Below are 22,874 nucleotides of genomic sequence, written 5' to 3'. Positions count from 1 at the left end.
GATATAAGCCTTGCTTATGCCTTCGCGCGATGTTCATCCAGGACGGTGGAACAGGCCGCGCGGATTTCATCGCGCATCATCTCGTCGGCCCGTGAAAGCGCCCGTGTGCGCGAGGTGAGCAGCGCGACCGGGAATTCCGGGCCATTCGCGAGCGGCCTGACGGCGAGCCCGGCAAACTGGTGCCACGGCAGCAGCGCATCGACCAGGGCGATACCCATGCCGGCCTGGACGAATCCGGCCGCGGAAATGGACACGTCGATCTCGAGCGACAGCGAAAGCGTGACACCCTGGGCGCGGGCTGCGTGAGCCAGTTCGTCGGCAGGGCGGGTGTTGCCGCGATAGGATATCAACTCTTCTCCAACGAGGTCTGCAAGCGTCAGCTCGGTCTTCCTTCGCAACGCGTGACCGGCGGGAAGCAGGCATGCGAACCCAACACTCCCGATCACCTCCGCCTCGATGTCGGGAGGCAGGCGGTCGTCCATCGCCACGCCGAGGCTGGCATCGCCCGCGCGCAGCATGTCGATGATCGCGGCGATCGGCGCGCTATTGGAGCGCAGCAATATATTGGGATGCTGCGCCCGGAATTTGGTGAAGGCGCGCGGTAATATTGCCATGGCCGGCGGCGGCGAGGCGGCGACCCGCACCAGCCCCGCCCGCCCCAGGCGCAGGTCGGTGGTCTTTCGGCGCAAGCCCTCGAGCCCCGCCGACAGCCTCTCGGCATCGGGGAAGATCTCGATCGCCTCCGGGGTCGGCCGCAGCCGGCCCTTCACCCGCTCGAACAGGGTGAAGCCCAGTTCATCCTCGGCGTGAAGCAGCAGTTGGCTCAGGGCGGGCTGGGAGATGTTCAGCATCCGCGCCGCGGCTGTCACGGTGCCCGCGCGCATGACGGCGATGAACACTTCGAGCTGTCGGGCGCGCATTGCCGCTCCATAGGTAAAGCTTATGGCTCTTGTCCAAACCCATCTTTGACGCAATGCCGCGGCGCGAACAAGATGGCGCATCAACGATCAGCCGCTCTGAGCTGAAGGAACGACTATGGACGTGATCGTGCTGGGCGGCGGACTGATGGGGACGGCATCGGCCTATTTCCTCGCCAAGCGCGGCGCACGCGTGACGCTGATCGAACGCAACCGCGTCGGTACCGGGGCAACCGTCGCCTCTTTCGGCAACATCCGGCGCACGGGGCGTCATCTGTCCCAGCTTCCGCTGGCCCACCGCTCACTCAAGCTGTGGGGCGAGGCCGAGAAGATGCTTGGCCGCGACGTGGAATTTCGTGCCCATGGTCACATCCGCCTGATCTTCGATGAAGGCGGTCTTACCGACATGCGGGCTTATGCCGAGGCGGCGCGGCCCTGGGGGCTCGAGCTGGAGGAACTCGGACAGAGCGAGATTCGCGCCCGTTTTCCCGGCCTCGGTCCCGACGCGATCGCGGCGTCGTTCTCGCCGCACGACGGCAGCGGCAACCCACGGCTGATCGCGCCTGCCTTCGCTGACGCTGCCCGCAGGCTGGGCGCGGACATCGTCGAGGGAACTGAGGTCAAGACGATCGAACACACCGGCTCCGGGTTCCTCGTCGCCAGTTCAAAGGGTTCGTTCGCTGCCGAATGCCTGCTCAACACCGCCGGCGCCTGGGGCGCGCGCGTCGCCGCGCAGTTCGGCGAAGAGGTTCCGCTCGACGCCCGCGGCCCGCAGATGGGCGTGACCGAGCCGCTGCCGCATCGGATCCTGCCGGTGGTCGGCGTCTGGACGCGCGACAAGGGCCATGGCGCCTATCTGCGTCAGGTCGAACGGGGCAACATCGTCTTCGGCGGCGCGGCGGAAAGGGTGCCGGTAGATCTAGATCCTGGCCATGCGACCGCCGACCCCATGCGCCTGCCGACGCAGTTGCGCGCCGTCGCGCGGCTGCTGCCGGCAATCGCAAAGGTCGCGGTCATCCGCACCTGGTCCGGCTGCGAGGGCTATGTGCGGGACATGCTGCCGGTCATGGGACGCTCGGCGACGACGCCAGGCCTGTTCCACGCCTTCGGCTTCAGCGGACACGGCTTCCAGATCGGCCCGGGCGTGGGCGACGCCATGGCCGAACTCATCATGACCGGCCGTTGCGAAACGCCGCTTGATGATTTCAGGATCGATCGCTTCAGCCGCGCCGCTTAATGAAATATCTGCCGACCATCCGCGCTCCATGCTTCCTTTTGACCGCTTATGTTGGCGGTTGCGGGCGCGAGGCGAGCGGTACCGAAATCTGCTCAGATCACCGCTTCTTCCAGGAACGGCTCATTGCGCTCTATGCGCTCGTAACAAAACGGCGACAGGTCGAGCGTCTGGAAGGCGCCGTGGACGATCAGTTCCGACACCGCCCGGCCGACGGCAGGCGACTGCTGCAGGCCGTGCCCCGAGAAACCGTTGGCGAACATGAAATTGGTCACCTCCGGGTGGAAGCCGACGATGCCGTTGTGGTCGAGCATGTTGTATTCGTAATGACCGGTCCAGCTTGTCTGCACCTTCAGGGCGTCAAAGGCCGGAATGCGGTGCCACAGCGCCGGCCAGATATAGTCGTCGAACTCCTCGAAATGCATTTCGAAGTCGTCGTAGTCGGCCGGCCCGTCGCCCTGCGGCGTGTTGCCGGTGAGGAAAAGCTCGCCTTCCGGACGAACGAAGGTGCCCGAAAGATCGATGACATTGGGCATGCGGCCTGGGATGGGGTTGGCGCTGGCGAAGACGAAGCTGTAGCGCTTATAGGGCGCGACCGGGATGGACAGCCCGGCCATCGCGGCGACCTGCTGCGCCCTCGGGCCTGTGGCATTGACCAAGGTTCCGCAGGCGACAGTCTGACCGGTTGCGAGGCGGGCCGAGACGACCCGCCCATCGGCAACGTCCAGCCCCGTCACGGCATTGTCGATATATTCGACGCCGCTCGCGCGCGCGGCGCGGCGGAAGCCGTTCAGCAGGCCCATGGAATCGAACCAGCCCTCTTCGCGAGCGCCCCAGGAGCCGCCGCCGAGATCGTTGACATTCAGCCAGGGGAAGCGCTCCTTCAGCGGACCCGGCTCGAGGAAGACGGTGTGGGCGCCGAGGCTGCGCTGCAATTCGACCCGCTCCCGGGCCGCTTCCACGCCTTCGGGCGAGCAGCAGTAGAGATATCCGTGTTCCTTGAAGCCGAGATCGGGCGCCGGCTCGTTCTTGTAGAAGGGCGCCATGCGCTCCTGGAAGCCGCGGATGATCTCGATGCCGAACTGGCTGATCTTCACATTGATCGGATTGGAATATTGCTGGCGGATGGCGCTGGTGGAGAGCGCGGTCGAGGAGAACTCGTAGCTTGAGTCGCGCTCGACCACGAGGATCGAGGCGCGGTCGCCCAGCGCCTGGCTCAGCCAGTAGGCAGTCGAGGAGCCGATGACCGCACCGCCGACGATGACGACGTCATAGGCGCTGCGCGAAGGTGCTTTGTAGGGTGGAATCGCCACGGCTGTTCTCCGCTCTACTGGTGGAACGAGGCGATCAGGGCATCGGAGCCTCGCGCCAGCAGGCCGAGGTCGGATCCGACCGCCACCATGGTGAAGCCGTCCGCGAGATAGCGGTCCGCATCGGCCTTCGCGGGAGCTAGGATGCCGCTCGCCTTCCCTGCCGCAGCGGCGGCTTTGCGCACCGAGGCGATCGCCTCCTGCACATGCGCGGCGCCGGAGTTGCCCATCGCGCCCATGTTCGTGGAGAGGTCGCCCGGTCCGACGAACAGGACGTCCACGCCATCCACCGCTGCAATCTCAGCCGCATTGGCCACAGCAGCTTCATCCTCGATCTGCAAAGCCAGCAGCTGCTGCTCGCGTGCTTTTGCATGATAGCCGGCGATGCGGCCGAATGCGTTGGCACGGTGGCCGACCGAGAAGCCGCGGAAACCGCCCGGGGCATAGGTCATCGCCGCGACGATACTGCGCGCCTGATGCGCCGTCCGCACGTTCGGGATCATCAGGCTGCGGGCGCCGACGTCCAACGCCTGCTTCATCAGATTGGGATCGTCCGACGGCAGGCGCACCACCGCTTCGCACGGAAATGCCGCTGCGACCTGCAACTGCGCCATGATGCTGCGCAGATCGTTCGGGCTGTGCTCGCCGTCGACTAGCAACCAGCCCGCCCCGGAGCCAGCCATGACTTCGGTGGTGAGCGCCGACGCCAGCGAACACCAGATGCCGATATGGGGCCGGCCGGCCTGCGTGGCCGCCTTCAGCGAATTGACGCGCTCCTGCATTTTGTGATCGGTCTCCAGCGGGAAGAAGGTGCATTGAAATTTGTATGATGTCCTATATCATACGCCTGACTTGAGCTGCAAGATGGCTCGGGACGCCACACGGGAGTTGCGCATGAAAATCGGCTTCATCGGGCTCGGCGTCATGGGCGCGCCGATGGCAGGGCATCTGGCGGATGCCGGGCACGAGATCGTCACGGTCCTGAACCGCTCGCCTCTCCCAATGGATCTGAAGGCATCGGCCGTCGCCTCCCCCGCCGAGGTGGCGCGGCTGTCCGAGATCGTCATCACAATGCTGCCCGACACGCCAGACGTGGAACGCGTCCTGATCGGACGGAACGGCGTGCTCGAAGGAATTTCGGCCGGCAAGCTGGTCATAGACATGAGCTCGATCAGCCCGATCGCCACGGCCGAGTTCGCGGCGAAGTTCAGGGAAGCCGGCGCCGGCTGTCTCGATGCGCCGGTTTCCGGCGGCGAGGTCGGCGCCAAGGCGGCGAGCCTCACCATCATGGTCGGCGGGCCTGCCGCCGAGTTCGAGCGCGCGCTGCCGATCCTTGAGAAGCTCGGCAAGAACATCACCCTCATTGGCGAAAACAACGGCGCCGGCCAGACCTGCAAGATCGCCAACCAGATCATCGTCGCGCTCAACATCGAAGCTGTTGCCGAGGCGCTGGTTTTCGCCAGCAAAGCGGGTTGCGATCCGGCGAAAGTGCGCACCGCGCTGATGGGCGGCTTCGCCTCGTCCCGCGTGCTCGAAGTGCATGGCGAGCGCATGATCGCCCGCACCTTCGCGCCGGGCTTCCGCATCCGGCTCCACCAGAAGGACCTCAATCTCGCGCTCGAAAGCGCCCGCGCGCTTGGCGTGTCGCTCCCGAGCACGGCGATCGCGCAGCAGCTGATGAATGCCTGCTCGGCCCGAGCGGACGGCGCGGACGCCGACCACTCGTCCCTGGTGCGGGCCCTTGAGGTCCTGAGCGATCACGAACTGTCAAAGAAAAAGGAGTGAACCGATGCGCGGAACCGGAAAGGCCGAAATCTTCGTCATGCTGGCCCATCCCGTGGGTCATGCGAAGAGCCCCGGCATATTCAACGAGATATTCGAGCAGAAGGGTCTCGACAGCTTGATGGTGCCGCTGAGCTGCCGTCCGCAAGATTTCGACACTTTTTGGGCCGGCATCACCGCGGCCGAGAACATCCGGGGCGTCATCATTTCGGTGCCTTACAAAACGGCGGTCTACCACAAATGCGCGGCCGCCCATGACCGCGCCGCCCGCGTGCAGAGCGCGAACTCCGTGCGCCGCCAGGCGGACGGCACCTGGTATGCCGACAATTTCGACGGCGTCGGCTTCATCGACGGGTTGGAGGCAGGCGGGCACCAGATCGCGGGCCGGCGCATCCTCCAGGTCGGCGCCGGCGGCGCCGGCTCCTCGCTGACTTACTGCCTGGCCGAAGAAGGCGCGGCGGAAATCCGCCTGGCCGACATCGACAGGGGTCGCGCCGCAAAGCTCGCTTCGCTGGTCAACAGGTCCTTCCCCAATTGCCGCATCGAGGTCGGTGATCCCGATCCATCCGGAATGGACATGGCGATCAACGCCACGCCGTCCGGACTGAAAGCCGGCGACCCACTGCCTATGGACGTGAGCAGGCTCACGCCGGAGATGACGGTGGTCGACATCATCATGGAGCCGGCCGAGACGGCCCTGCTCAAGGCGGCGAAAGAGATCGGCTGTCGCATCCAGCCCGGGCGTCCGATGATGGATTTCCAGGTCGAGGCCATGTCCGCATTCTTCGACATCGAGCGGAAGGATCGCCGCAATGGCTGATGCAACAACCGCCGTCGTCATCGGCGGCACGTCCGGCATCGGCCGCGCGATCGCGCAGCGCTTCGCCGAGGACGGCTATCAGGTGGCCGTCGCAGGCCGCGACGCCGTTCGAGGCAAGGAGGCAACCGGCGCCTGCGAGAGCGCGGGCGCCCCGCGCGCCCGCTTCGTCCAGACCGATGTTGGCGATCCCGCTTCCGTCGAAGCGCTGGCGCGGGATGTCGTGGATTCGTTCGGCACGCCTCAGGTCGTGGTCAACTGCGCCGGCATCCTGCAGAGCGGCAAGCACGTGCTCGACCAGGACCTCGACGAAGACGAGCGGATGTGGCGGATCAACTATCGCGGCACGCTGCTCGGCTGCCAGGTGTTCGGGCGGCTGATGTCGGCCGCCAGGCGGGGCGCGATCCTCAATGTCGGCTCGCTTGCCTCTTTCGCGCCGCTGTCGCTGCCGGCCTACACGCCCGGAAAGCATGCGGTTCTGGCCCTGACGCAGATCCTTGCCGCCGAGCTCGGCCCGCATGGGGTCCGCGTCAACGCCGTGGCGCCCGGCTATACGCTCACCGACGGGCTGAAGGCCAGGATCGCCAGCGGCGAGCGTAATCCGGAAGCGATCCAGGCCACCACGGCGCTCCGCCGCTTCGTCGAGCCGCGCGATGTGGCCGAGGCGGCCTTGTTCCTCTGCTCCGATCGTGCCGCCTCGATCACCGGCGTCACCCTCCCCATCGATGCCGGCTGGCTCGTCCAGGCGCCCTACGCGCAGTATCTGCAGGGCAACCCCATCCGGCAAACGTCGGTTTGAATGGTCTTGCCGGTTCGGGCATCATCCCGAATCTGAACTTGAACGGAAGGACCTAAATGACGAAGCGCAAGCCGCTTTCCACCGTCGTAGCGGAGAGCCTGGCCGAAAAAATCCGTTCCGGACAGTTGCAGCCTGGCGCGCAATTGCCGACCGAGGCGGAGCTTTGCGCCGAATATGACGTCAGCCGCACGGTCGTGCGCGAAGCGGTCGCGCGGCTGCGCTCCGAAGGCATGGTGGTGCCGCAGCAGGGGCGCGGCATGTTCGTCAGCGAAACGCCCGCGCCGCGCAATTTCTCGATCCCGGACGAGGCGCTCCGGACCTTGCCGGAAACCATCGCGCTGCTCGAGCTCAGGTTGAGCGTCGAAGTGGAATCCGCGGGGCTCTGCGCTGAGCGCCGCACCGACGAGGAGGCCAGCGATATCCGGTCGATGATGGAGCAAATCGACGCCCAGCAGGCGGATCCCGCCGCCGTCCAGATCCACTACGATTACGATTTCCATCTCGCGATCGCCAAGGCTGCGCGCAACGAATTCATCCACGGCTTCCTGGCCTATCTCGGGCCGATGATCGTGCCGCGCTTCCGGCTCGGCTATGTGGTCGAGCCGGCGCTCAAGGACAGCTACTACGCGCGCATCCACAGCGAGCACAAAGCCATCGTCGATGCCATCGAAAGGCAGGACGGCAGCAAGGCCCGCCAGGCCATGCGCAAGCATCTGCACAACAGCCTGGGACGCGTGCGCGCCCTGGCCAGGGCTTCGGGCGTCGAGGCGACGGACGCCGAGCAAAAGGCCGCCGCGGCCTCTCTCTTCACCAAGATGAAAAGGCCGGTATCGACAGGCGGATAAACGGCGGCGGCTTTGATCCCTGCACCCTCGCGCCGAAGACGGACCGGCCATCGAATGCGAAAGCCATATTTTTGCTCCATCGGCGGGCAAGTAGCCGTTCCAGCGCGCCGAAGGTATTGTTTTCCTTCGGTTTGCGGCTTTCCGGATCACGTTGGCAAAGTGGAAAGTTTCAAACGCCGAAATGGCTTTCGAAAGTTCATCTTTCCTTTTTGCTGCTTTTCTTGGTTTCGCGGCATCGGCCAAGGCCGCACACTGACGCCAGGCAATTGGGGAAGCCCACGTGACGACAGCCTTCATCACAGGAGCGACAAGCGGCATAGGGCGAGCCATCGCCATAGCGCTGAGCGACGCGGGCTATGACGTCTACGCGGTCGGCCGCAGCCAGGCCGCGCTCAAGGAGTTGCAGGCCGGGCGGCCGGGTATCGTTCCCATTGCGGTCGACGTCACCGACCGCGAGGCGCTGGAATCGGTCCTTGCCGATCTCACCATCGATGTGCTGGTCAACAATGCCGGCATCATGCCGCCGCTCGGCAACTTCGCCGACATGAAGATCGCCGACATAGACACCACGCTGGAGGTGAACCTCAGCGCGGCGGTCCTGCTTACCCGCCTCGTCGTGCCGCAGATGCGCGAGCGGCAGTCGGGGCACATCCTGTTCACCGGCTCTTCCGCCGGCCACGCCTCTTTTCCCAACGTCGCCGTCTATTCGGCGACGAAGGCGGCGATCTCCGGCTTTGCCGCCGCCTTGCGCGCCGACCTCTCGCAATTCGGCATTCGCGTGACCGAGATCGTTCCCGGCCGCGTCGAGACGCAGCTCTACAAGGATATACTCGACGCCGAGGCGCGGGCGGCGATGTACGCTGGCAATGTCGCCGTGCAGCCGGACGACGTGGCCAAGATGGTCGTCGCCCTGCTCGCACTCCCCACATGGGCCGACGTTACCCGCTTCGACATCATGCCGACCCGGCCGACGACGCCGAGCGGCAGCAAGCAAGGAAAATAGGATGAAGGATCTTTCCGTTCTCATCGTTGGCGGCGGCTCTGGCCTCGGCGCGCTTTTGGCTCGCATGGCTGTCGAGGCCGGGGCGGCAAAGATCGGCGTCATCGACATCAACCAAGACGCCGCCGAGGGCGTGCTTGAACCGGCACGGGCCAAGGGCCTGCTGACCGCCACCGCCGTCTGCGATATCCAGGTCGGCCCTCAATGCCATGCCGCCTTCGATACCATTGCTGCGAAGCTCGGGCGCGTCGACACGCTGATCAATTGCGCCGCGATCTATCCTCGCCGTCCTCTCCTCGAGATCACCGACGCCGAGTGGGATGCCTCCAATGGCATCAACATCAAGGGCACCTACCACATGATGGTGGCGGCCGTGCGCCACATGCAGTCGCAGGAACCGAAGAGCTATGTGCGCGGGCGGATCGTTAACCTGACCTCGGTCGACGCCTTCAAGGCGCATCCGCAGAACGCCCATTATGCGGCGACCAAGGCGGCCGTCGTCAGCCTTACGCGTTCCTTTGCCCATCACGTCGCAAAGGATGGGATCCTGGTGAACTCGGTGGCGCCCGCAGGCATGGCCACGGAGAAGGCCAAAGCCCTCGGCTTCCTCGAGGAACTGGCCAAGGCCAGCCCGCTCGGCCGCGGCGCCGAGCCGGCGGAAATCGCCGAGTGGGTGCTGATGACGGGTGGCCCGAAGAACACCTATATGACCGGTGAAAACGTAATTGTCTCAGGCGGTTACATATACGCCTGAACCAGTTTCCAAGCCGCCGGCGGCGGTTGAATACGGCAGTGCCTGATCGACGGAGTCTCGAACCAGAGGAGGCGGAATTCACCATGGCCGGCAAGCTTCGCCTTCCTTCGCTCAATGCACTTCGAGTCTTCCACGCCGTCGCGGAGCACAAGAGCTTCCGGCAGGCCGCCGACGAGCTCTTGGTGACGCCGCAGGCCGTCGGCCAGCAGATCAAGCTTCTCGAGGACACGCTTCAAGTGACGCTGTTCGAGCGCAAGGGCCGCTCGATCGAATTGACCGAGCAGGCGATCCTGCTTTCGCACTACGTCAAGGCCGGCTTCGACGAGTTTGCCGAAGGCGTTCGCCGCGTCACCAAGTCGACCTACCGGGACCGCATCAACCTCAATGCGAGTCCCTATTTCGCCACCCACTATCTGCTGCCGCGCCTTTCCCTGTTCAGAGAAATCCTGCCGGGCGCGGATCTGCGCCTGACGACGATGGTCGACCTGCCCGACTTCGGGCGCGACGACATCGATATGACGGTGCAGTGGGGCTACGGCAACTGGCCGGACTATGAGACCACGCTCCTGGTGCCGGATCCGAAGGTCATTTGTTGCACGCCGGCGATCGGCGAGAAGATCAAGTCGGCGCATGACCTGACGCAGTTCACGCTGCTCGACACCGTCAAGTCGAAGCGCCTGTGGCCCGACATATTGCGGCACCTCGCCGTGGAGCAGACCGAGGGCGACCGAAGCATCAGCTTCGACGACGCGGCGACCATGCGCAGAGCAACCCTTCAAGGCATAGGCGTGGGCCTGGTCTCTGTCATCGACGCCGAAGAAGACCTCAGGTCGGGCGCGCTGGTCGCGCCGATCGGCCGCGATGCGCTGGCCGATATGAGGCCGGAGGAAGTCCCGGGATTTTACCTTGTCGTTCCGCGCGGGCATCTGCGCGTGAAGGCAGTGGCAGCGCTCCATCGATGGCTCGTCAAGCAGGATTGGCGGAGCGATCTGAAGATTTCCTCTTTGCCGAAACCGACCCCGCTCTCCGACTAGGGAGCGGCTTCGCGACCGAGTTCCGAAAGGCTTCTTCCGGACTCCAACAACAAGAAACGGAACAATCTCAACAGTGGAGACAACAACATGAAAATGATGAAATGGGGGGCCCTGGCCCTTGGCCTCGTGCATTTTGCAGCGCCGGCCGAAGCAGCGGGCGGCAAGACGCTCGAAACCGTCAAGGCGCGCGGCGTGCTGAACTGTACCGGCCATGACGGCTCCTATCTCGGCTTCGCCGAGGTGGACAACAAAGGCAGTTGGAAGGGCATGGATATCGACCTCTGCAAGGCAGTGGCCGCGGCCGTGTTCGGCGATCCAGCAAAGCTGAAGGTCGTTCCGATCAGCTGGGCCCAACGCTGGCCGGCTCTGCAGTCGGGCGATGTCGACATCATCATCAAGGCGTCGGGCGGCACGCTCAGCCGCGACACCGAGCTCGGCCTGCAGTTCTCCACCTCCTATTACCTCGGAACGACCAAGGTGATGGCGCACAAGGAGCTCAATCTGAAGTCGCTCAAGGACGCCGCCGGCGGCACGATCTGCATTCCCGCCGGCACCTCGCAGGAACAGCAGGTCGCGGCCTATACGGCCAAGCTCGGCATCAAGCTCGAACCGGTGCTCATCGAAAAGACGGAAGAGCTCGAACAGGCCTATTTCTCCGGACGCTGCGATCTCTATGCGCAGTGGGGCCCGACGCTCGCCATCGCCCGCATCGCCAAGGGCAAGGTCGAAGACCATGTCATCCTGCCCGACGTGCTCGCCGTCGAGCCCGAAGTCATGATCATGCGGCAGGGCGACGACAACTGGGTCGACATCGCAAATTGGACGCTCAGCGCCCTGATCTTTGCTGAGCAGGAAGGTATCACCTCCAAGAACGTCGACGAGATCAAGGCCAAGCCGACATCGCCGCAGGTGGCGAAATTCCTCGGCGTGTCGCCCGGCATGGGCAAGGGTCTCGGGCTTGCCGACGACTGGGCCTACAACGTGATCAAGAAGGTCGGCAATTACGGCGAAATCTTCGAGCGCGATCTCGGCAAGGACTCGCCCTACAAGATGGACCGCGAGCTGACCAACCTGTGGAACAATGGCGGCGTCCTGTTCCCGCTGGTGATCGACTGATCCGTTCTTAACGCGGCTCGCTGTGGGTTCTGCTCGGCTTTTGCCGGGCGGAGCTGGCGACAAACTCGGGAAAGATTGGTCAATGAGCAGCCTGCTGAGAAATCAGAAGGTCCGCAACGCGCTGTTGCAGCTTCTCTATGTCGGCTCGATCGCAGCACTTGTGCTTGCCGGCGTTGCGATTGCCCGGCAGAACCTGGCTGAGCAAGGGATCACCTCCGGATTCGACTTCCTGTCGAAGTCGACGGGATGGGACGTGAACTTCTCGCTCCTGCCTGCCACGGCCAATGATCCCTACTGGTGGTTCTTCCTCATCGGCATCATCAACACGCTCTTCCTGGGGAGCGTCGGGCTGATGCTCGCGACGATCGTTGGAACGATCGTCGGCCTGGCGCGAACCTCCTCGAATGAGTTGGCGCGACTGCTTGGCCGCACCTATGTCGACATCTTCCGCAACATCCCGCTGATCCTCCAGGTCTTCTTCTGGTACGCGGTCATCACCCACCTTCCGACACCGCGCAGCGCATACGAAGCCTGGGGCATGCTGCTCACAAGCCGCGGGCTCTACGTGCCGGTCCCGAATGTCGGCGGCCCAGCAATGACGCTGGCTATATTCGCCTTGATCGCCGCCATCGCGCTGCCGGTCTGGCTGGGCAGGACATCGCGTCTGAGCCAGCCGATCGGCGAGCGCCTCGCCATCCAACTCGCCGGCGCGGCGGCGGCGCTGGCCGGCGCGGCCATCATTCTGGCAATCGGCCGCCTCCCGGACCTGCCGCTCGTGGATTTCCCCGCTTTGCAAGGTCTCAATCTCAAGGGCGGTCTGCGCATTCCACCGGAGTTTTCCGCGCTTGCTATCGCCATCGCCATCTATGGCGGCTCCTATATCGCCGAGATCGTGCGCGGCGGCTTCAAGGCGGTCGGCAAGGGCCAGATGGAGGCCGCACTTTCGCTGGGGCTCAGCCCATGGCGGGTCTTCACGCTGGTCAGACTACCGCTTGCGCTCCGGGCTATGCTGCCGATCCTCGCCAACCAGTATGTGTGGCTGATCAAGGCAACGACGATGGGCATCGCGGTGGGCTTCACGGACTTCTTCATGATCGTGGCGCTGACGATCAACCATTCCGGCCAGACGCTGGAAGCGATCGGAATCCTGATGGCAGGCTTCCTCACGATCAACCTCAGCCTGGCTGCCGTTTTCAACCGGATCAACAAAGCCATTGCCCTCAAGGGCAATCAACTGAGGGGATGAGAGATGGAGATGATCGTTGTTGCTCCCTCTGCTCCGGGACGGATCGAGGACCTGAGGCGACGCTTCTTCGCGAGGCCGCTTCAGGCATTATTGTCACTGGTCTCCCTCGCGACTATGGTCTTTCTCGCCTGGAAGCTGCTCAACTGGGCGATCTTCTCGGCCGTCTTCACCACAAGCGGCGGACCGGAGGCGTGCCAGGCGGCGGCCGGCGCCTGCTGGTCGGTCATCGCTGCCAGGTGGCGGATCATCCTATTCGGCCTCTATCCCTTTGAGGAGCAATGGCGTTCGGCGCTCGCCTGCGTGGCCGTGGTGGTCATGACGGTGCTGAGCTGTATTCCAGCCTTCTGGACGGGTCGCCGCATCGCGCTGGTGTGGGGAGTTGGAACAGCGCTCTATTATGTGCTGATGAAAGGCGGCATGCTCGGCCTTGCCTATGTCGGCGAGGAAGCATGGGGCGGTTTGGCGCTGACGCTGTTCATCTTCGTCACCACTTGCCTGATCGGCTTCCCGCTGGCGATCTGCCTGGCTCTCTTGCGCCGATCGGAACTCCCCTGGATATCGCATACCACCGGTCTGATCATCGATGGGGTGCGCTCGCTGCCGTTGATCTCGATCCTCTTCACCTTTGCCGTCGTGCTGCCTTTCGCGCTGCCGCAATGGCTTGCGGGCGACAAGCTCTACCGGGTGATCATCGGCTCCGCCCTGTTCTTCTCGGCCTATCAGGCGGAGATCGTGCGAGGCGGCATGCAGGGCGTCCCGAAGGGACAGGAAGAGGCCGCGATGGCCCTCGGCATGAGTTACTGGCAGCGCATCGGCCGCATCCTTCTTCCGCAGGCCATGCGCAACGCGCTGCCGGCGACGATCAATCAGTTCGTCATCTCGTTCAAGGAGACGTCGCTGGTGGTCATCGTCGGATTCTTCGAGATCCTGGCATCCGGCAATGCCGCCTACGGAACCGGCGAGTGGCGTTTCGCCTATGTCGAGGTCTATGCCTTCATCGCCTTCATCTACTTCGTCTTCGTCTTCAGCCTGTCCCGCTACGGCGCCTTCCTCGAGCGCCGCATGTCGGTCGGCGAACGATAGTGGAGGCGCAAGTGAATTCGACGCAGTCACCCGGCGCCGCCGTGCGCATCGAAAACCTCGACAAATACTACGGGTCGTTCCACGCGCTGCGGAAGATAAATCTTTCCGTGGAGCGGGGCGAAAGGATCGTCGTCTGCGGTCCCTCCGGCTCCGGCAAGTCCACCATGATCCGCTGTATCAACCGGCTCGAGCAGCACAATGGTGGCCGCATCACCGTGCTCGGCACCGAGCTCAACGATGATGTCGGCAACATCGACGGGATCAGGCGCGAGGTCGGGATGGTGTTCCAGCACTTCAACCTGTTCCCGCACATGACGGTGCTGGAAAATTGCATGCTCGCGCCCATGATCGTGCGCAAGCAGCCTCGAGCGGAAGCCGAGGCGACCGCCCGGCGTTATCTGGAGAAGGTCCGTATCCCCGAGCAGGCGATGAAGTTTCCGGGCCAGCTCTCTGGCGGCCAGCAGCAGCGTGTCGCGATTGCGCGTGCGCTTTGCATGCAGCCGCAGATCATGCTGTTCGACGAGCCGACCTCCGCGCTTGACCCGGAGATGATCGCGGAAGTGCTGGACGTCATGGTCACGCTCGCTTCGGAAGGCATGACGATGATCTGCGTCACGCATGAGATGGGCTTTGCCCGCCGCGTTGCCGATCGGGTGATTTTCATGGATGGCGGCGAGATCGTCGAAGAGGCCCCTCCAGAGGAATTCTTCACCTCTTCCCGGAACGAGCGCACGCGACAGTTCTTGTCGCAGGTGCTTGGTCATTGAGCCGGGCGACGCACCTGTCTATACGCGGCGTGCCACACATCGCAGGTATCGCAATGACCGACCCCGTCACCACTTTGCGCGATATTCTCGGACCGAAAGGCTGGCTTTCGGGCGACGACGCCGAGCCCTACCAGCGTGACTGGCTGAACCGCTATGGAGACGCGCCTCTGGGCGTTGCCAGGCCCTCGGACACGGCCGAAGTTGCCGCAGTCGTAAAGGCATGCCGGGAGGCAGGCGTGGCGGTGATCCCGCAAGGCGGAAATACGGGCCTGTGCGGCGGCGCCGTCGCCGATCGGCCCAACGCGGTTATCGTCTCGCTTTCGCGCATGGCGGCGATCGGCGAACCGGATCCGGAGAGCGGCTCGATCGCGGTTGAAGCGGGCGTCGTGCTCGCCGCGTTGCACCAGGCGCTGGAGCCGCATGGGCTGATGTTTCCGATGCATCTCGGCGCGGAGGGCAGCGCCAGGATCGGCGGCCTGATCGGCACCAATGCCGGCGGCAGCCAGGCGTTTCGCTATGGCATGATGCAGGATCTTGTGCTTGGCCTCGAAGTCGTGACCCCGGACGGCGCGGTGTGGGACGGCCTGCGCGCGGTGCAGAAGGACAATGCCGGCTATCAGCTGCGCAAGCTGTTCTGCGGCGCCGAAGGCACGCTGGGCATCGTGACACGCGCGGTGTTGCGGCTCTATCCCACGCCACGCCAACAGGCGAGCGCGCTTCTGGTCATGTCCGACTGCGCCGCCGCCGTCTCGTTCGGCGCCTTCCTGCGCGGCGAGGCCGGAGAGTTCCTTGCCGGCCTCGAATTCTTCTCCGATGTCGGCCTGGCACTGGCGCTCAAGCACCTGCCCGATCTCGCCTATCAGATGGAGACGCGAGGCAACGTCTACCTGCTGGTCGACCTGGCGTCAGGTTCGCCGCGCGTTCCTCTGGACGACATCCTCAATTCGGCGCTGGAGCGGGGCATGGAGCAAGGCCTGGTCGTGGACGGCGCGCTGGCCAGGTCTGACGCGCATCGGGCGCAGTTCTGGCGCCTGCGCGAGGAACAGCCCGAGGGGCAGCGGCTGGAAGGCGAGCAATTGAAGCACGACATCTCGGTGCCGCCGGGCGCGATTGCCAGGTTCATCGAGGCCGGCAACAAGGTCTGCAGCGACATTCTTCCCGGCGTGCGGATCAACCCGTTCGGGCATCTCGGCGACGGCAACATCCACTACAATCTGTCGCCGCCGGAAGGCCGCGCCGATTTCGACGGCAGGGCCGGACAGTTCGCCGCGGCGCTGGCATCTTTAGCCACGGAGATGGGCGGCAGCTTCGCGGCCGAGCATGGACTGGGGCGCGCCAAGATCGCCTTGGCCGAGCGGAATCGCAGCACGGTGGAGCGGGAGCTCATGGCGCGTCTGAAGGGCGCGTTCGATCCGCTGAATACGATGAATCCCGGCGTTCTGGTGCGCGCCGCTCAGTAAAGAAAAACTTTCGAATACACCGCATTTCTTGATTTCGCCTCGATCCGCCAGAGTGCACGTATAGAACCGAAGGTAGGCTCGGTCCGCTTGCCGCCAGAGTGAGAGTCGAAGAATGATCCGGAATGGCGGTCGCCTTCTTGTCGAGTGCCTGATTGCGCTTGGCGCGACCAAGAGCTTCGGCGTGCCCGGCGAAAGCTACCTGGCGGTCCTGGATGCACTGCACGACACCCGCGGAAAGCTGGACTATGTGATCTGCCGCAACGAGGGCGGCGCGTCGTTCATGGCTTCAGCCTATGGCAAGCTGACCGGATCGCCGGGCATCTGTTTCGCGACGCGCGGCCCGGGCGTGACCAACGCCAGCATCGGTGTTCATACGGCGATGCAGGACAGTTCGCCGATGATCCTGTTCGTGGGCCAGGTCGGCACCGACATGAAGGGGCGCGAGGCTTTCCAGGAGATCGACTACCGGGCGGTGTTCGGAACCGTCGCCAAATGGGCGGTCGAGATCGACGATGTCTCGCGCCTGCCCGAGATCGTGGCGCGGGCTTGGACGGCCGCCCTGACGGGGCGGCCCGGTCCCGTCGTGGTTGCGCTGCCGGAGGACATGCTGACGACGATGACCGAGGCCGCGCCGCTCAGCGGCCCCGCTTGCATTTTCGAAGCTGCGCCGGCGCAGGATGCGATTGCCGCGGCGCTTAAGATGCTGGCTGCGGCAGAGAGGCCGATCCTGCTCATGGGCGGCGCCAACTGGACGGCGGACGGGCGCTCGGCCTTGCAGGCCTTCGCCGAGGCTTCCGACATCCCCGTCGTCGCCGCCTTCCGCTATCAGGACCAGTTCGACAACCATTCGCCTGTCTTCGTCGGCGAGGCCGGCGTCGGCGTGGTGCCGCATGTGAAGAAGCTGATCCGCGATGCCGACGTGATACTGGCCGTCAATGTCCGCTTCGGCGAGATGACGACGGACGGCTACACGTTGCTCTCCGTACCGGAGCCGCGCCAGAAGCTGATCCATGTCCATGGCTCCGACCGCGAGATCGGCAAGATCTATGTGCCGGCGATCGGCATCCATGCCGGCCCGAACGCCTTTGCCAAAGCCCTGACCCCGGTCAAAGGCGCCTGGGCAGAATGGCGCGCGGCGGCGCGCAAGGCCTATGAAGGCACCTTCGCCGCGCCCGTGCAGCCCGGCTCAGTCGACATGGTCGCGGTCAGCGCCTGGTTGCGCGAGACCCTGCCGGCCGACGTCATCCTCACCAACGGCGCCGGCAATTTCACCGTATGGCCGAACAAGTTCTTCAAGTTCGGGCCGCAGGCGCGGCTGCTTGCCCCGCAGTCGGGCGCCATGGGCTACGGCCTCCCCGCGGCGATTGCCGCCAAGGTCGCTTTTCCGAAGCGCACGGTCGTCTGCTTTGCCGGCGACGGCGACTTTCAGATGAACTGCCAGGAACTCGGCACCGCCATGCAGGCCGGCGCGCAGCCGATCGTGCTGATCATCAACAACGGCATTTACGGCACGATCCGCGCGCATCAGGAGCGGAGCTATCCGGCCCGCGTTTCGGGAACCTCGCTCGAGAACCCGGATTTCGTGATCCTGGCGAAGGCCTATGGCTTCCACGCCGAGCGGGTCGAATCCACTGGGGATTTCGCGGCGGCGTTCGAGCGGGCGCTCAACTCCACGACGGGTGCCGTTCTCGACATCGCCATCTCGTCCGAAGCGCTCACGCCCCGGCAGACCCTCACCCAGATGCGCGACGCAGCACTCGCTTCCCAGAAAGCCAAGGCATGACCTCCAGAACTGACGACATCCGCCTCGGCGCGGACATCGGCGGCACCTTCACCGACATCGCCCTCGACGTAAGAGGAACGATGTTCTCGACCAAGGTGCTGACCAACTACGCTGCTCCCGAGCAGGCGATCCTAGACGGCATCGCCATCGTCATCCGCGATGCCGGAATCTCGCCTTCCGAAATCGGCATCATCATCCACGGCACGACGCTGGCGACCAACGCGCTGATCGAGCGGCGTGGCGCGAAGACCGCGCTGGTAACGACGGAAGGGTTCCGCGATGTGATCGAGATGCGGACGGAAAACCGCTTCGAGCAGTATGATCTCAATCTGCAACTGCCGACGCCGCTGATCCCGCGCGAGGACCGCTTCACGGTCAAGGGCCGCATCGGCGCCGAAGGCCAGGAACTGCAGCCGCTCGACGAGGCCGCTCTGGAGGAAATAGCCGAACGCATCGCAGCCGGCAGTTTCGGCTCGGTGGCGATCGGCTTCATCCACGCTTACGCCAATCCGGACCACGAAAGGCGAGCTCGCGAGATCCTTTCCAGGAAGCTCAGCATCCCGATTTCGATCGGCGCCGAAGTGTCGCCGCAGATGCGCGAGTTCGAGCGCTTCAACACGGTCTGCGCCAACGCCTATGTGCGGCCGCAGATGGCCGACTATCTCGCCCGCCTGCAGACGCGGCTGAAGGAGATGGGCGCCGAGTGCCCGGTCTTCATGATCCATTCCGGCGGCGGGCTGATCTCGGTGGAGACCGCCTCGGAATTTCCGGTGCGGCTGGTCGAATCCGGGCCGGCCGGCGGCGCCATCTTCGCGGCCGACATCGCCAGGCGCTTCGGCCTGGAAAAGGTCGTCTCCTACGACATGGGCGGAACCACTGCCAAGATTTGCCTGATCGAGGACTATGCGCCGCGCACGGCAAGAACCTTCGAGGTGGCGCGCACTTATCGCTTCTCCAAAGGCTCGGGCATGCCGATATCTATTCCGGTGATCGAGATGATCGAGATCGGCGCCGGCGGCGGCTCCATCGCCTGGGTCGACGCGATGGGCCGCATCCAGACCGGACCGGAAAGCGCAGGCTCGGAGCCGGGCCCGGCCTGCTACGGCCGCGGCGGCAAGCGTCCGGCGATCACCGACGCCGACCTGGTGCTCGGCAAGCTCGACGCGCACAATTTCGCCGGCGGCGCGATCCGGCTCGACACGTCCGCTTCCGAGCAGGCCATCATGTGCGATGTCGGCGAGCGCCTGTCGCTCGATGCGATGTCGACGGCCTTCGGCATCTGCGAGGTAGTGGACGAGAACATGGCGAACGCCGCGCGCGTCCATGCCGTCGAGAACGGCAAGAACATTTCCGACAATCTGATGATCGCCTTTGGCGGCGCGGCCCCTCTCCACGCCGCAAGGCTTTGCGAGAAACTCGGCATCGATCGCTGCATGGTCCCCAAGGGCGCCGGCGTCGGATCGGCGATCGGCTTCCTCAAGGCTCCGTTCGGTTACGAGGCCCTGGCGTCGAGGCTGACTCGGCTGTCAAAGTTCCAGCCGGTTGAAGTCAACGCCTTGCTAGGCGATCTCAAGGCGTCCGCCGAAAGCTTCGTGCGGACCGGCGCCAGCGGCAAGATCGTCTGCGAAATCACCGCCTTCATGCGCTACGCCGGTCAGGGCTGGGAGATCCCGGTGCCGCTAGCCGACGAGCCGTTCGGCGACGACGCGGTCGCAAGGCTCAAGGAGCTGTTCGAGACCAACTACCAGCGCTTCTTCGGCCGCGCCATCGAAGGGCTCGACGGGCTGGAGATCGAGATCGTCACATGGTCGGTCAAGGCGACAGACGTTCGGCCCGCTGTCACCAGGCACGAGCTCACCACCGGCAAGCGGACCAGCCAGCCGACGACGACACGCGAGGTCTTCGATCCAGTCAGCGGCGGGCCGCGCAGCTACGGCATCGTCGAGCGCGACGCGCTCTGCGCCGGCGACCGCGTCGCGGGCCCGGCGGTCATCGTCGAGCGCGAGACCTCAACCGTCGTCACCACCAGCTTCGACGCCGTCATCCAGAGCGACGGCGCGATCCTCCTGACCCGCAAAGGCAGCCAGGCATGAGCGACCCAGGCAAGAACAACATCGCCGAAATCCGCATGCAGGTCATGTGGAACCGGTTGATCTCGGTGGTCGAGGAGCAGGCGCTCACCTTGCTGCGCACGGCCTTCTCGACCTCGGTGCGCGAATCCGGCGACTTGTCGGCCGGCGTGTTCGACCCGCGCGGCCAGATGCTGGCGCAGGCGGTGACCGGCACACCCGGCCATGTCAACACCATGGCCGAGGCGGTGCTGCATTTCATGAACGAGATCCCGCGCGACACCATGTTCGAGGGCGACACCTATGTCACCAACGATCCCTGGCAGGGCACGGGCCACCTGCACGACATCACCATGGTGTCGCCGTCCTTCCTGAACGGCGAGCTCGTGGCCTTCTTCGCCTGCACGGCGCATGTCGTCGATGTCGGCGGGCGCGGCTTCGGCGCCGACGGCAAGTCGGTCTACGAGGAAGGCATCCAGATCCCGATCATGAAGTTCGCGGAAAAGGGCAAGGTCAATCTCGACCTGGTCAGGATCCTGCGCGCCAATGTTCGCGAGCCGAACCAGGTCGTCGGCGATTTCTATTCGCTCGCCGCCTGCAACGAAGTTGGCCACCGGCGCCTCGTCGACATGATGAAGGAGATCGGCCTGACCTCGCTGGACGGGCTCGGCGACTTCATCTTCTCGCGCACCCGGGACGCCATGCTGGACCGCATCAAGGCGCTGCCCAAGGGAAGCTGGTGGAACGAGCTGGTGACCGACGGTTACGATGAGCCCGTGAAGCTCGCGGCCACGGTTTCGGTCCGCGACGACTATGTCGAGGTCGATTTTAGCGGCACCGACCCGATGAGCCGCTGGGGTATCAACTGCCCGATCATCTACAGCAAGGCCTATGCCTGTTATGCGCTGAAATGCATGGTGGCGCCCGACATTCCCAACAATGCTGCCTCGCTCGCCTTCTTCACCGTGTCGTCGCCGGTCAACATCCTGAATGCCGTGCGGCCGGCGCCGGTGGCGCTGAGGCATATCTTCGGCCACATGGTTCCCGATCTCGTGCTCGGCGCGATCTCCCAGGCGTTGCCCGGCAAGATCCTCGCCGAAGGCGCCGGCGCGCTGTGGAACATCCACATCTCGGCACGCCCGGTCGCCGGCGGCTCCGGCCGCCGCGCCGAGGTTCTGATGTTCAACTCCGGCGGCATGGGCGCGCGTCCCGAGTTCGACGGATTGTCGGCGACGGCCTTCCCGTCGGGTGTGCATACGATGCCGATCGAGGCGACGGAGCATACCGGTCCGATCGTCATCTGGCGCAAGGAGCTGCGACCGAATTCCGGCGGCGATGGCGAGTTCCGCGGCGGCCTGGGGCAGATCATCGAGATCGCCGCGACCGACGGCCATGAATTCGACTTCTCGGCGATGTTCGACCGCGTCAATCACCCTGCCCGCGGGCGCAATGGCGGCAAGCCTGGAGTCGCCGGCGTGGTCAGGTTGGACGACGGCACGCCGATGCGCCCAAAGGGCTGGCAGCATGTGCCGGCCGGACGCCGGCTGATCCTCGAACTGCCGGGCGGTGGCGGCTATGGCGATCCGGCCAAGCGCGGCGCCGTCGCGCGGGCCAACGACCGATCCAAGGGATACATCTCGGAGAACGACCGATGAGCTATGTTGCCTCGCGCCTGTCGGCGGTGAAGCCTTCGGCTTCTATGGCGGCCTCACAGGCCGCCAAGGCGCTGCGCGCCAAGGGCGTCGATGTTATCGACCTCGGGCTCGGCGAGCCTGATTTTCCCACACCTCGCCACATCATCGACGCGGCGCATTTCGCAGCCAAAGCGGGCCAGACGCTTTATACCGCCGCCGCCGGCACGGCCGAAATACGCGAGGCGGTGGCCGGCAAGTTCCGCCGTGAGAATGGACTGAATTACACCGCCGACGACATCGTGGTGGCCAACGGCGCCAAGCAGATCATCTTCAATGCGCTGATGGCGACGCTGGAGGGCGGCGACGAGGCGATCCTGCCTGCGCCCTATTTCGTCTCCTATCCGGAAATGGTGAAGCTGCTCGGCGGCACGCCCGTCGTCATCGAATGCCCGGAGACCACCGGCTTCCGGCTGACGCCGGAGCTGCTGGAAAAGACGATCACGCCGAGTACGAAATGGCTTTTCCTCAACATGCCGGGCAACCCGTCCGGCGCGGTCTATTCGCAATCTGATCTCAAGGCGCTTGGAGCGGTGCTGGCCAGGCACCCGCAGGTGCTTGTCCTCTCCGACGAGATCTACGAGCACATCCTGTTCGATGGACGCGAATTCGTGTCCTTCGGCAAGGCGTGCCCGGAGCTCAAGGACCGCACCCTGATCGTCAACGGCGTCTCGAAGTCCTACGCGATGACCGGCTGGCGCGTCGGTTACGCCGCCGGACCTGCGCCGCTCGTCAAGGCGATGTCGACGATCCAGAGCCAGTCCTGCACCTCCGTCTGCTCGATCGCGCAAGCCGCGACCGTCGCCGCGCTCAACGGCCCGCAGGATGAAGTCGCGCGCTTCCGGCAGGCCTTCGAGGCGCGCCGAAACCTGGTCGTGGACGGCATCCGCAAGATCAACGGCCTGACGCTCTCGCCGCCGGAAGGTGCCTTCTATGCCTATATCGGCTGCGCCAGTCTGATCGGCCGCAAGACGCCCAAGGGTGTCGTCCTGGAAGACGACGCGGCTGTGGCAAACTATCTTCTCAACGAAGCACGCGTGGCGTCGGTGCCCGGCGTCGCCTATGGACTGTCACCGTATTTCCGCATCTCGACGGCGACCGGCGAAGAGGTGCTGGCCGAGGCGATCTCGCGGATCAACGCCGCCGTCGCGCAAGTGGAGTAAAGTG

20 protein-coding genes are annotated in these 22,874 nt (G+C 64.8%); 17 read left to right on the top strand and 3 right to left on the bottom strand.

The annotated features are described in order from the left end of the window. Window positions 1–14: 14 nt before the first annotated feature. Window positions 15–920 carry a LysR family transcriptional regulator gene (locus EH240_RS13440; protein ID WP_124998941.1) on the bottom strand — a complete coding sequence of 302 codons (906 nt, stop codon included), beginning with the start codon at window positions 918–920 and terminating at the stop codon, window positions 15–17. A gap of 115 nt (window positions 921–1,035) precedes the next feature. On the opposite strand from EH240_RS13440, the gene EH240_RS13435 reads away from it, so the two are divergent. Further along, window positions 1,036–2,154 carry an NAD(P)/FAD-dependent oxidoreductase gene (locus tag EH240_RS13435; RefSeq protein WP_124998939.1) on the top strand — a complete coding sequence of 373 codons (1,119 nt, stop codon included), beginning with the start codon at window positions 1,036–1,038 and terminating at the stop codon, window positions 2,152–2,154. 92 nt (window positions 2,155–2,246) lie between these two features. Here EH240_RS13435 and EH240_RS13430 read toward each other — a convergent pair whose 3' ends face one another. Both EH240_RS13430 and EH240_RS13425 read right to left on the bottom strand, forming a co-directional pair. Then, window positions 2,247–3,464 carry an NAD(P)/FAD-dependent oxidoreductase gene (locus EH240_RS13430; protein ID WP_124998938.1) on the bottom strand — a complete coding sequence of 406 codons (1,218 nt, stop codon included), beginning with the start codon at window positions 3,462–3,464 and terminating at the stop codon, window positions 2,247–2,249. 14 nt (window positions 3,465–3,478) lie between these two features. Continuing rightward, entirely contained in the window at window positions 3,479–4,243 is a 765-nt protein-coding gene (locus tag EH240_RS13425) for an HpcH/HpaI aldolase family protein (protein ID WP_124998936.1), read from the bottom strand. 112 nt (window positions 4,244–4,355) lie between these two features. Between EH240_RS13425 and EH240_RS13420 the strand changes: the two genes are divergently transcribed. The 16 genes from EH240_RS13420 to EH240_RS13345 all read left to right on the top strand — a co-directional run bounded on the left by EH240_RS13420 (window position 4,356) and on the right by EH240_RS13345 (window position 22,870). After that, the gene (locus tag EH240_RS13420) at window positions 4,356–5,246 is read left to right on the top strand and encodes a 2-hydroxy-3-oxopropionate reductase (protein WP_124998934.1); all 891 of its coding nucleotides are present in this window, start codon (window positions 4,356–4,358) and stop codon (window positions 5,244–5,246) included. A 4-nt stretch (window positions 5,247–5,250) separates the two neighbouring features. After that, the gene (locus EH240_RS13415; RefSeq protein ID WP_124998932.1) at window positions 5,251–6,063 is read left to right on the top strand and encodes a shikimate dehydrogenase family protein; all 813 of its coding nucleotides are present in this window, start codon (window positions 5,251–5,253) and stop codon (window positions 6,061–6,063) included. Beyond that, window positions 6,056–6,859 carry an SDR family NAD(P)-dependent oxidoreductase gene (locus EH240_RS13410; RefSeq protein WP_124998930.1) on the top strand — a complete coding sequence of 268 codons (804 nt, stop codon included), beginning with the start codon at window positions 6,056–6,058 and terminating at the stop codon, window positions 6,857–6,859. Before EH240_RS13415 ends, EH240_RS13410 begins: the two co-directional genes overlap by 8 nt. A 56-nt stretch (window positions 6,860–6,915) precedes the next feature. After that, window positions 6,916–7,704: a FadR/GntR family transcriptional regulator gene (locus EH240_RS13405; protein ID WP_124998928.1), complete on the top strand. Its 789-nt coding sequence runs from the start codon at window positions 6,916–6,918 to the stop codon at window positions 7,702–7,704. 280 nt (window positions 7,705–7,984) lie between these two features. Next, complete coding sequence (locus EH240_RS13400) at window positions 7,985–8,707, top strand: SDR family oxidoreductase (protein WP_124998926.1); 723 nt, start codon at window positions 7,985–7,987, stop codon at window positions 8,705–8,707. Window position 8,708: 1 nt separating this feature from the next. Then, window positions 8,709–9,458 (top strand): SDR family NAD(P)-dependent oxidoreductase, encoded by a 750-nt coding sequence (locus EH240_RS13395; protein WP_124998924.1) that lies wholly within the window; start codon window positions 8,709–8,711, stop codon window positions 9,456–9,458. 83 nt (window positions 9,459–9,541) lie between these two features. Then, window positions 9,542–10,492 carry a LysR substrate-binding domain-containing protein gene (locus EH240_RS13390; RefSeq protein WP_124998922.1) on the top strand — a complete coding sequence of 317 codons (951 nt, stop codon included), beginning with the start codon at window positions 9,542–9,544 and terminating at the stop codon, window positions 10,490–10,492. Between the two features lie 87 nt (window positions 10,493–10,579). Beyond that, window positions 10,580–11,608, top strand: a complete 1,029-nt coding sequence (locus EH240_RS13385; RefSeq protein WP_124998920.1) for an amino acid ABC transporter substrate-binding protein — start codon at window positions 10,580–10,582, stop codon at window positions 11,606–11,608. An 82-nt stretch (window positions 11,609–11,690) separates the two neighbouring features. Beyond that, on the top strand, window positions 11,691–12,854 hold the full coding sequence (locus EH240_RS13380) for an ABC transporter permease subunit (protein WP_124998918.1): 1,164 nt from the start codon (window positions 11,691–11,693) through the stop codon (window positions 12,852–12,854). Between the two features lie 3 nt (window positions 12,855–12,857). After that, window positions 12,858–13,937 carry an amino acid ABC transporter permease gene (locus tag EH240_RS13375; RefSeq protein ID WP_124998916.1) on the top strand — a complete coding sequence of 360 codons (1,080 nt, stop codon included), beginning with the start codon at window positions 12,858–12,860 and terminating at the stop codon, window positions 13,935–13,937. Between the two features lie 11 nt (window positions 13,938–13,948). Then, window positions 13,949–14,704, top strand: a complete 756-nt coding sequence (locus EH240_RS13370) for an amino acid ABC transporter ATP-binding protein (RefSeq protein WP_124998914.1) — start codon at window positions 13,949–13,951, stop codon at window positions 14,702–14,704. Window positions 14,705–14,757: 53 nt separating this feature from the next. Then, window positions 14,758–16,164, top strand: coding sequence for an FAD-binding oxidoreductase (locus EH240_RS13365; protein WP_124998912.1), 1,407 nt, complete (start codon window positions 14,758–14,760; stop codon window positions 16,162–16,164). A gap of 112 nt (window positions 16,165–16,276) precedes the next feature. Beyond that, complete coding sequence (locus EH240_RS13360; RefSeq protein WP_124998910.1) at window positions 16,277–17,947, top strand: thiamine pyrophosphate-dependent enzyme; 1,671 nt, start codon at window positions 16,277–16,279, stop codon at window positions 17,945–17,947. After that, the gene (locus EH240_RS13355; RefSeq protein ID WP_124998908.1) at window positions 17,944–20,040 is read left to right on the top strand and encodes a hydantoinase/oxoprolinase family protein; all 2,097 of its coding nucleotides are present in this window, start codon (window positions 17,944–17,946) and stop codon (window positions 20,038–20,040) included. Before EH240_RS13360 ends, EH240_RS13355 begins: the two co-directional genes overlap by 4 nt. Then, complete coding sequence (locus EH240_RS13350) at window positions 20,037–21,671, top strand: hydantoinase B/oxoprolinase family protein (RefSeq protein ID WP_124998906.1); 1,635 nt, start codon at window positions 20,037–20,039, stop codon at window positions 21,669–21,671. The genes EH240_RS13355 and EH240_RS13350 overlap by 4 nt, the downstream gene beginning before the upstream one ends. After that, window positions 21,668–22,870 (top strand): pyridoxal phosphate-dependent aminotransferase, encoded by a 1,203-nt coding sequence (locus EH240_RS13345; RefSeq protein ID WP_124998904.1) that lies wholly within the window; start codon window positions 21,668–21,670, stop codon window positions 22,868–22,870. The genes EH240_RS13350 and EH240_RS13345 overlap by 4 nt, the downstream gene beginning before the upstream one ends. Window positions 22,871–22,874 lie beyond the last annotated feature (4 nt).

Origin of the sequence: Mesorhizobium tamadayense, assembly GCF_003863365.1 — a bacterium.
In the GTDB taxonomy this organism is placed as follows: domain Bacteria; phylum Pseudomonadota; class Alphaproteobacteria; order Rhizobiales; family Rhizobiaceae; genus Mesorhizobium; species Mesorhizobium tamadayense.
The sequence above is the reverse complement of the archived record's forward strand: the minus strand, read 5'-3'. Positions and strand labels throughout refer to the sequence as shown.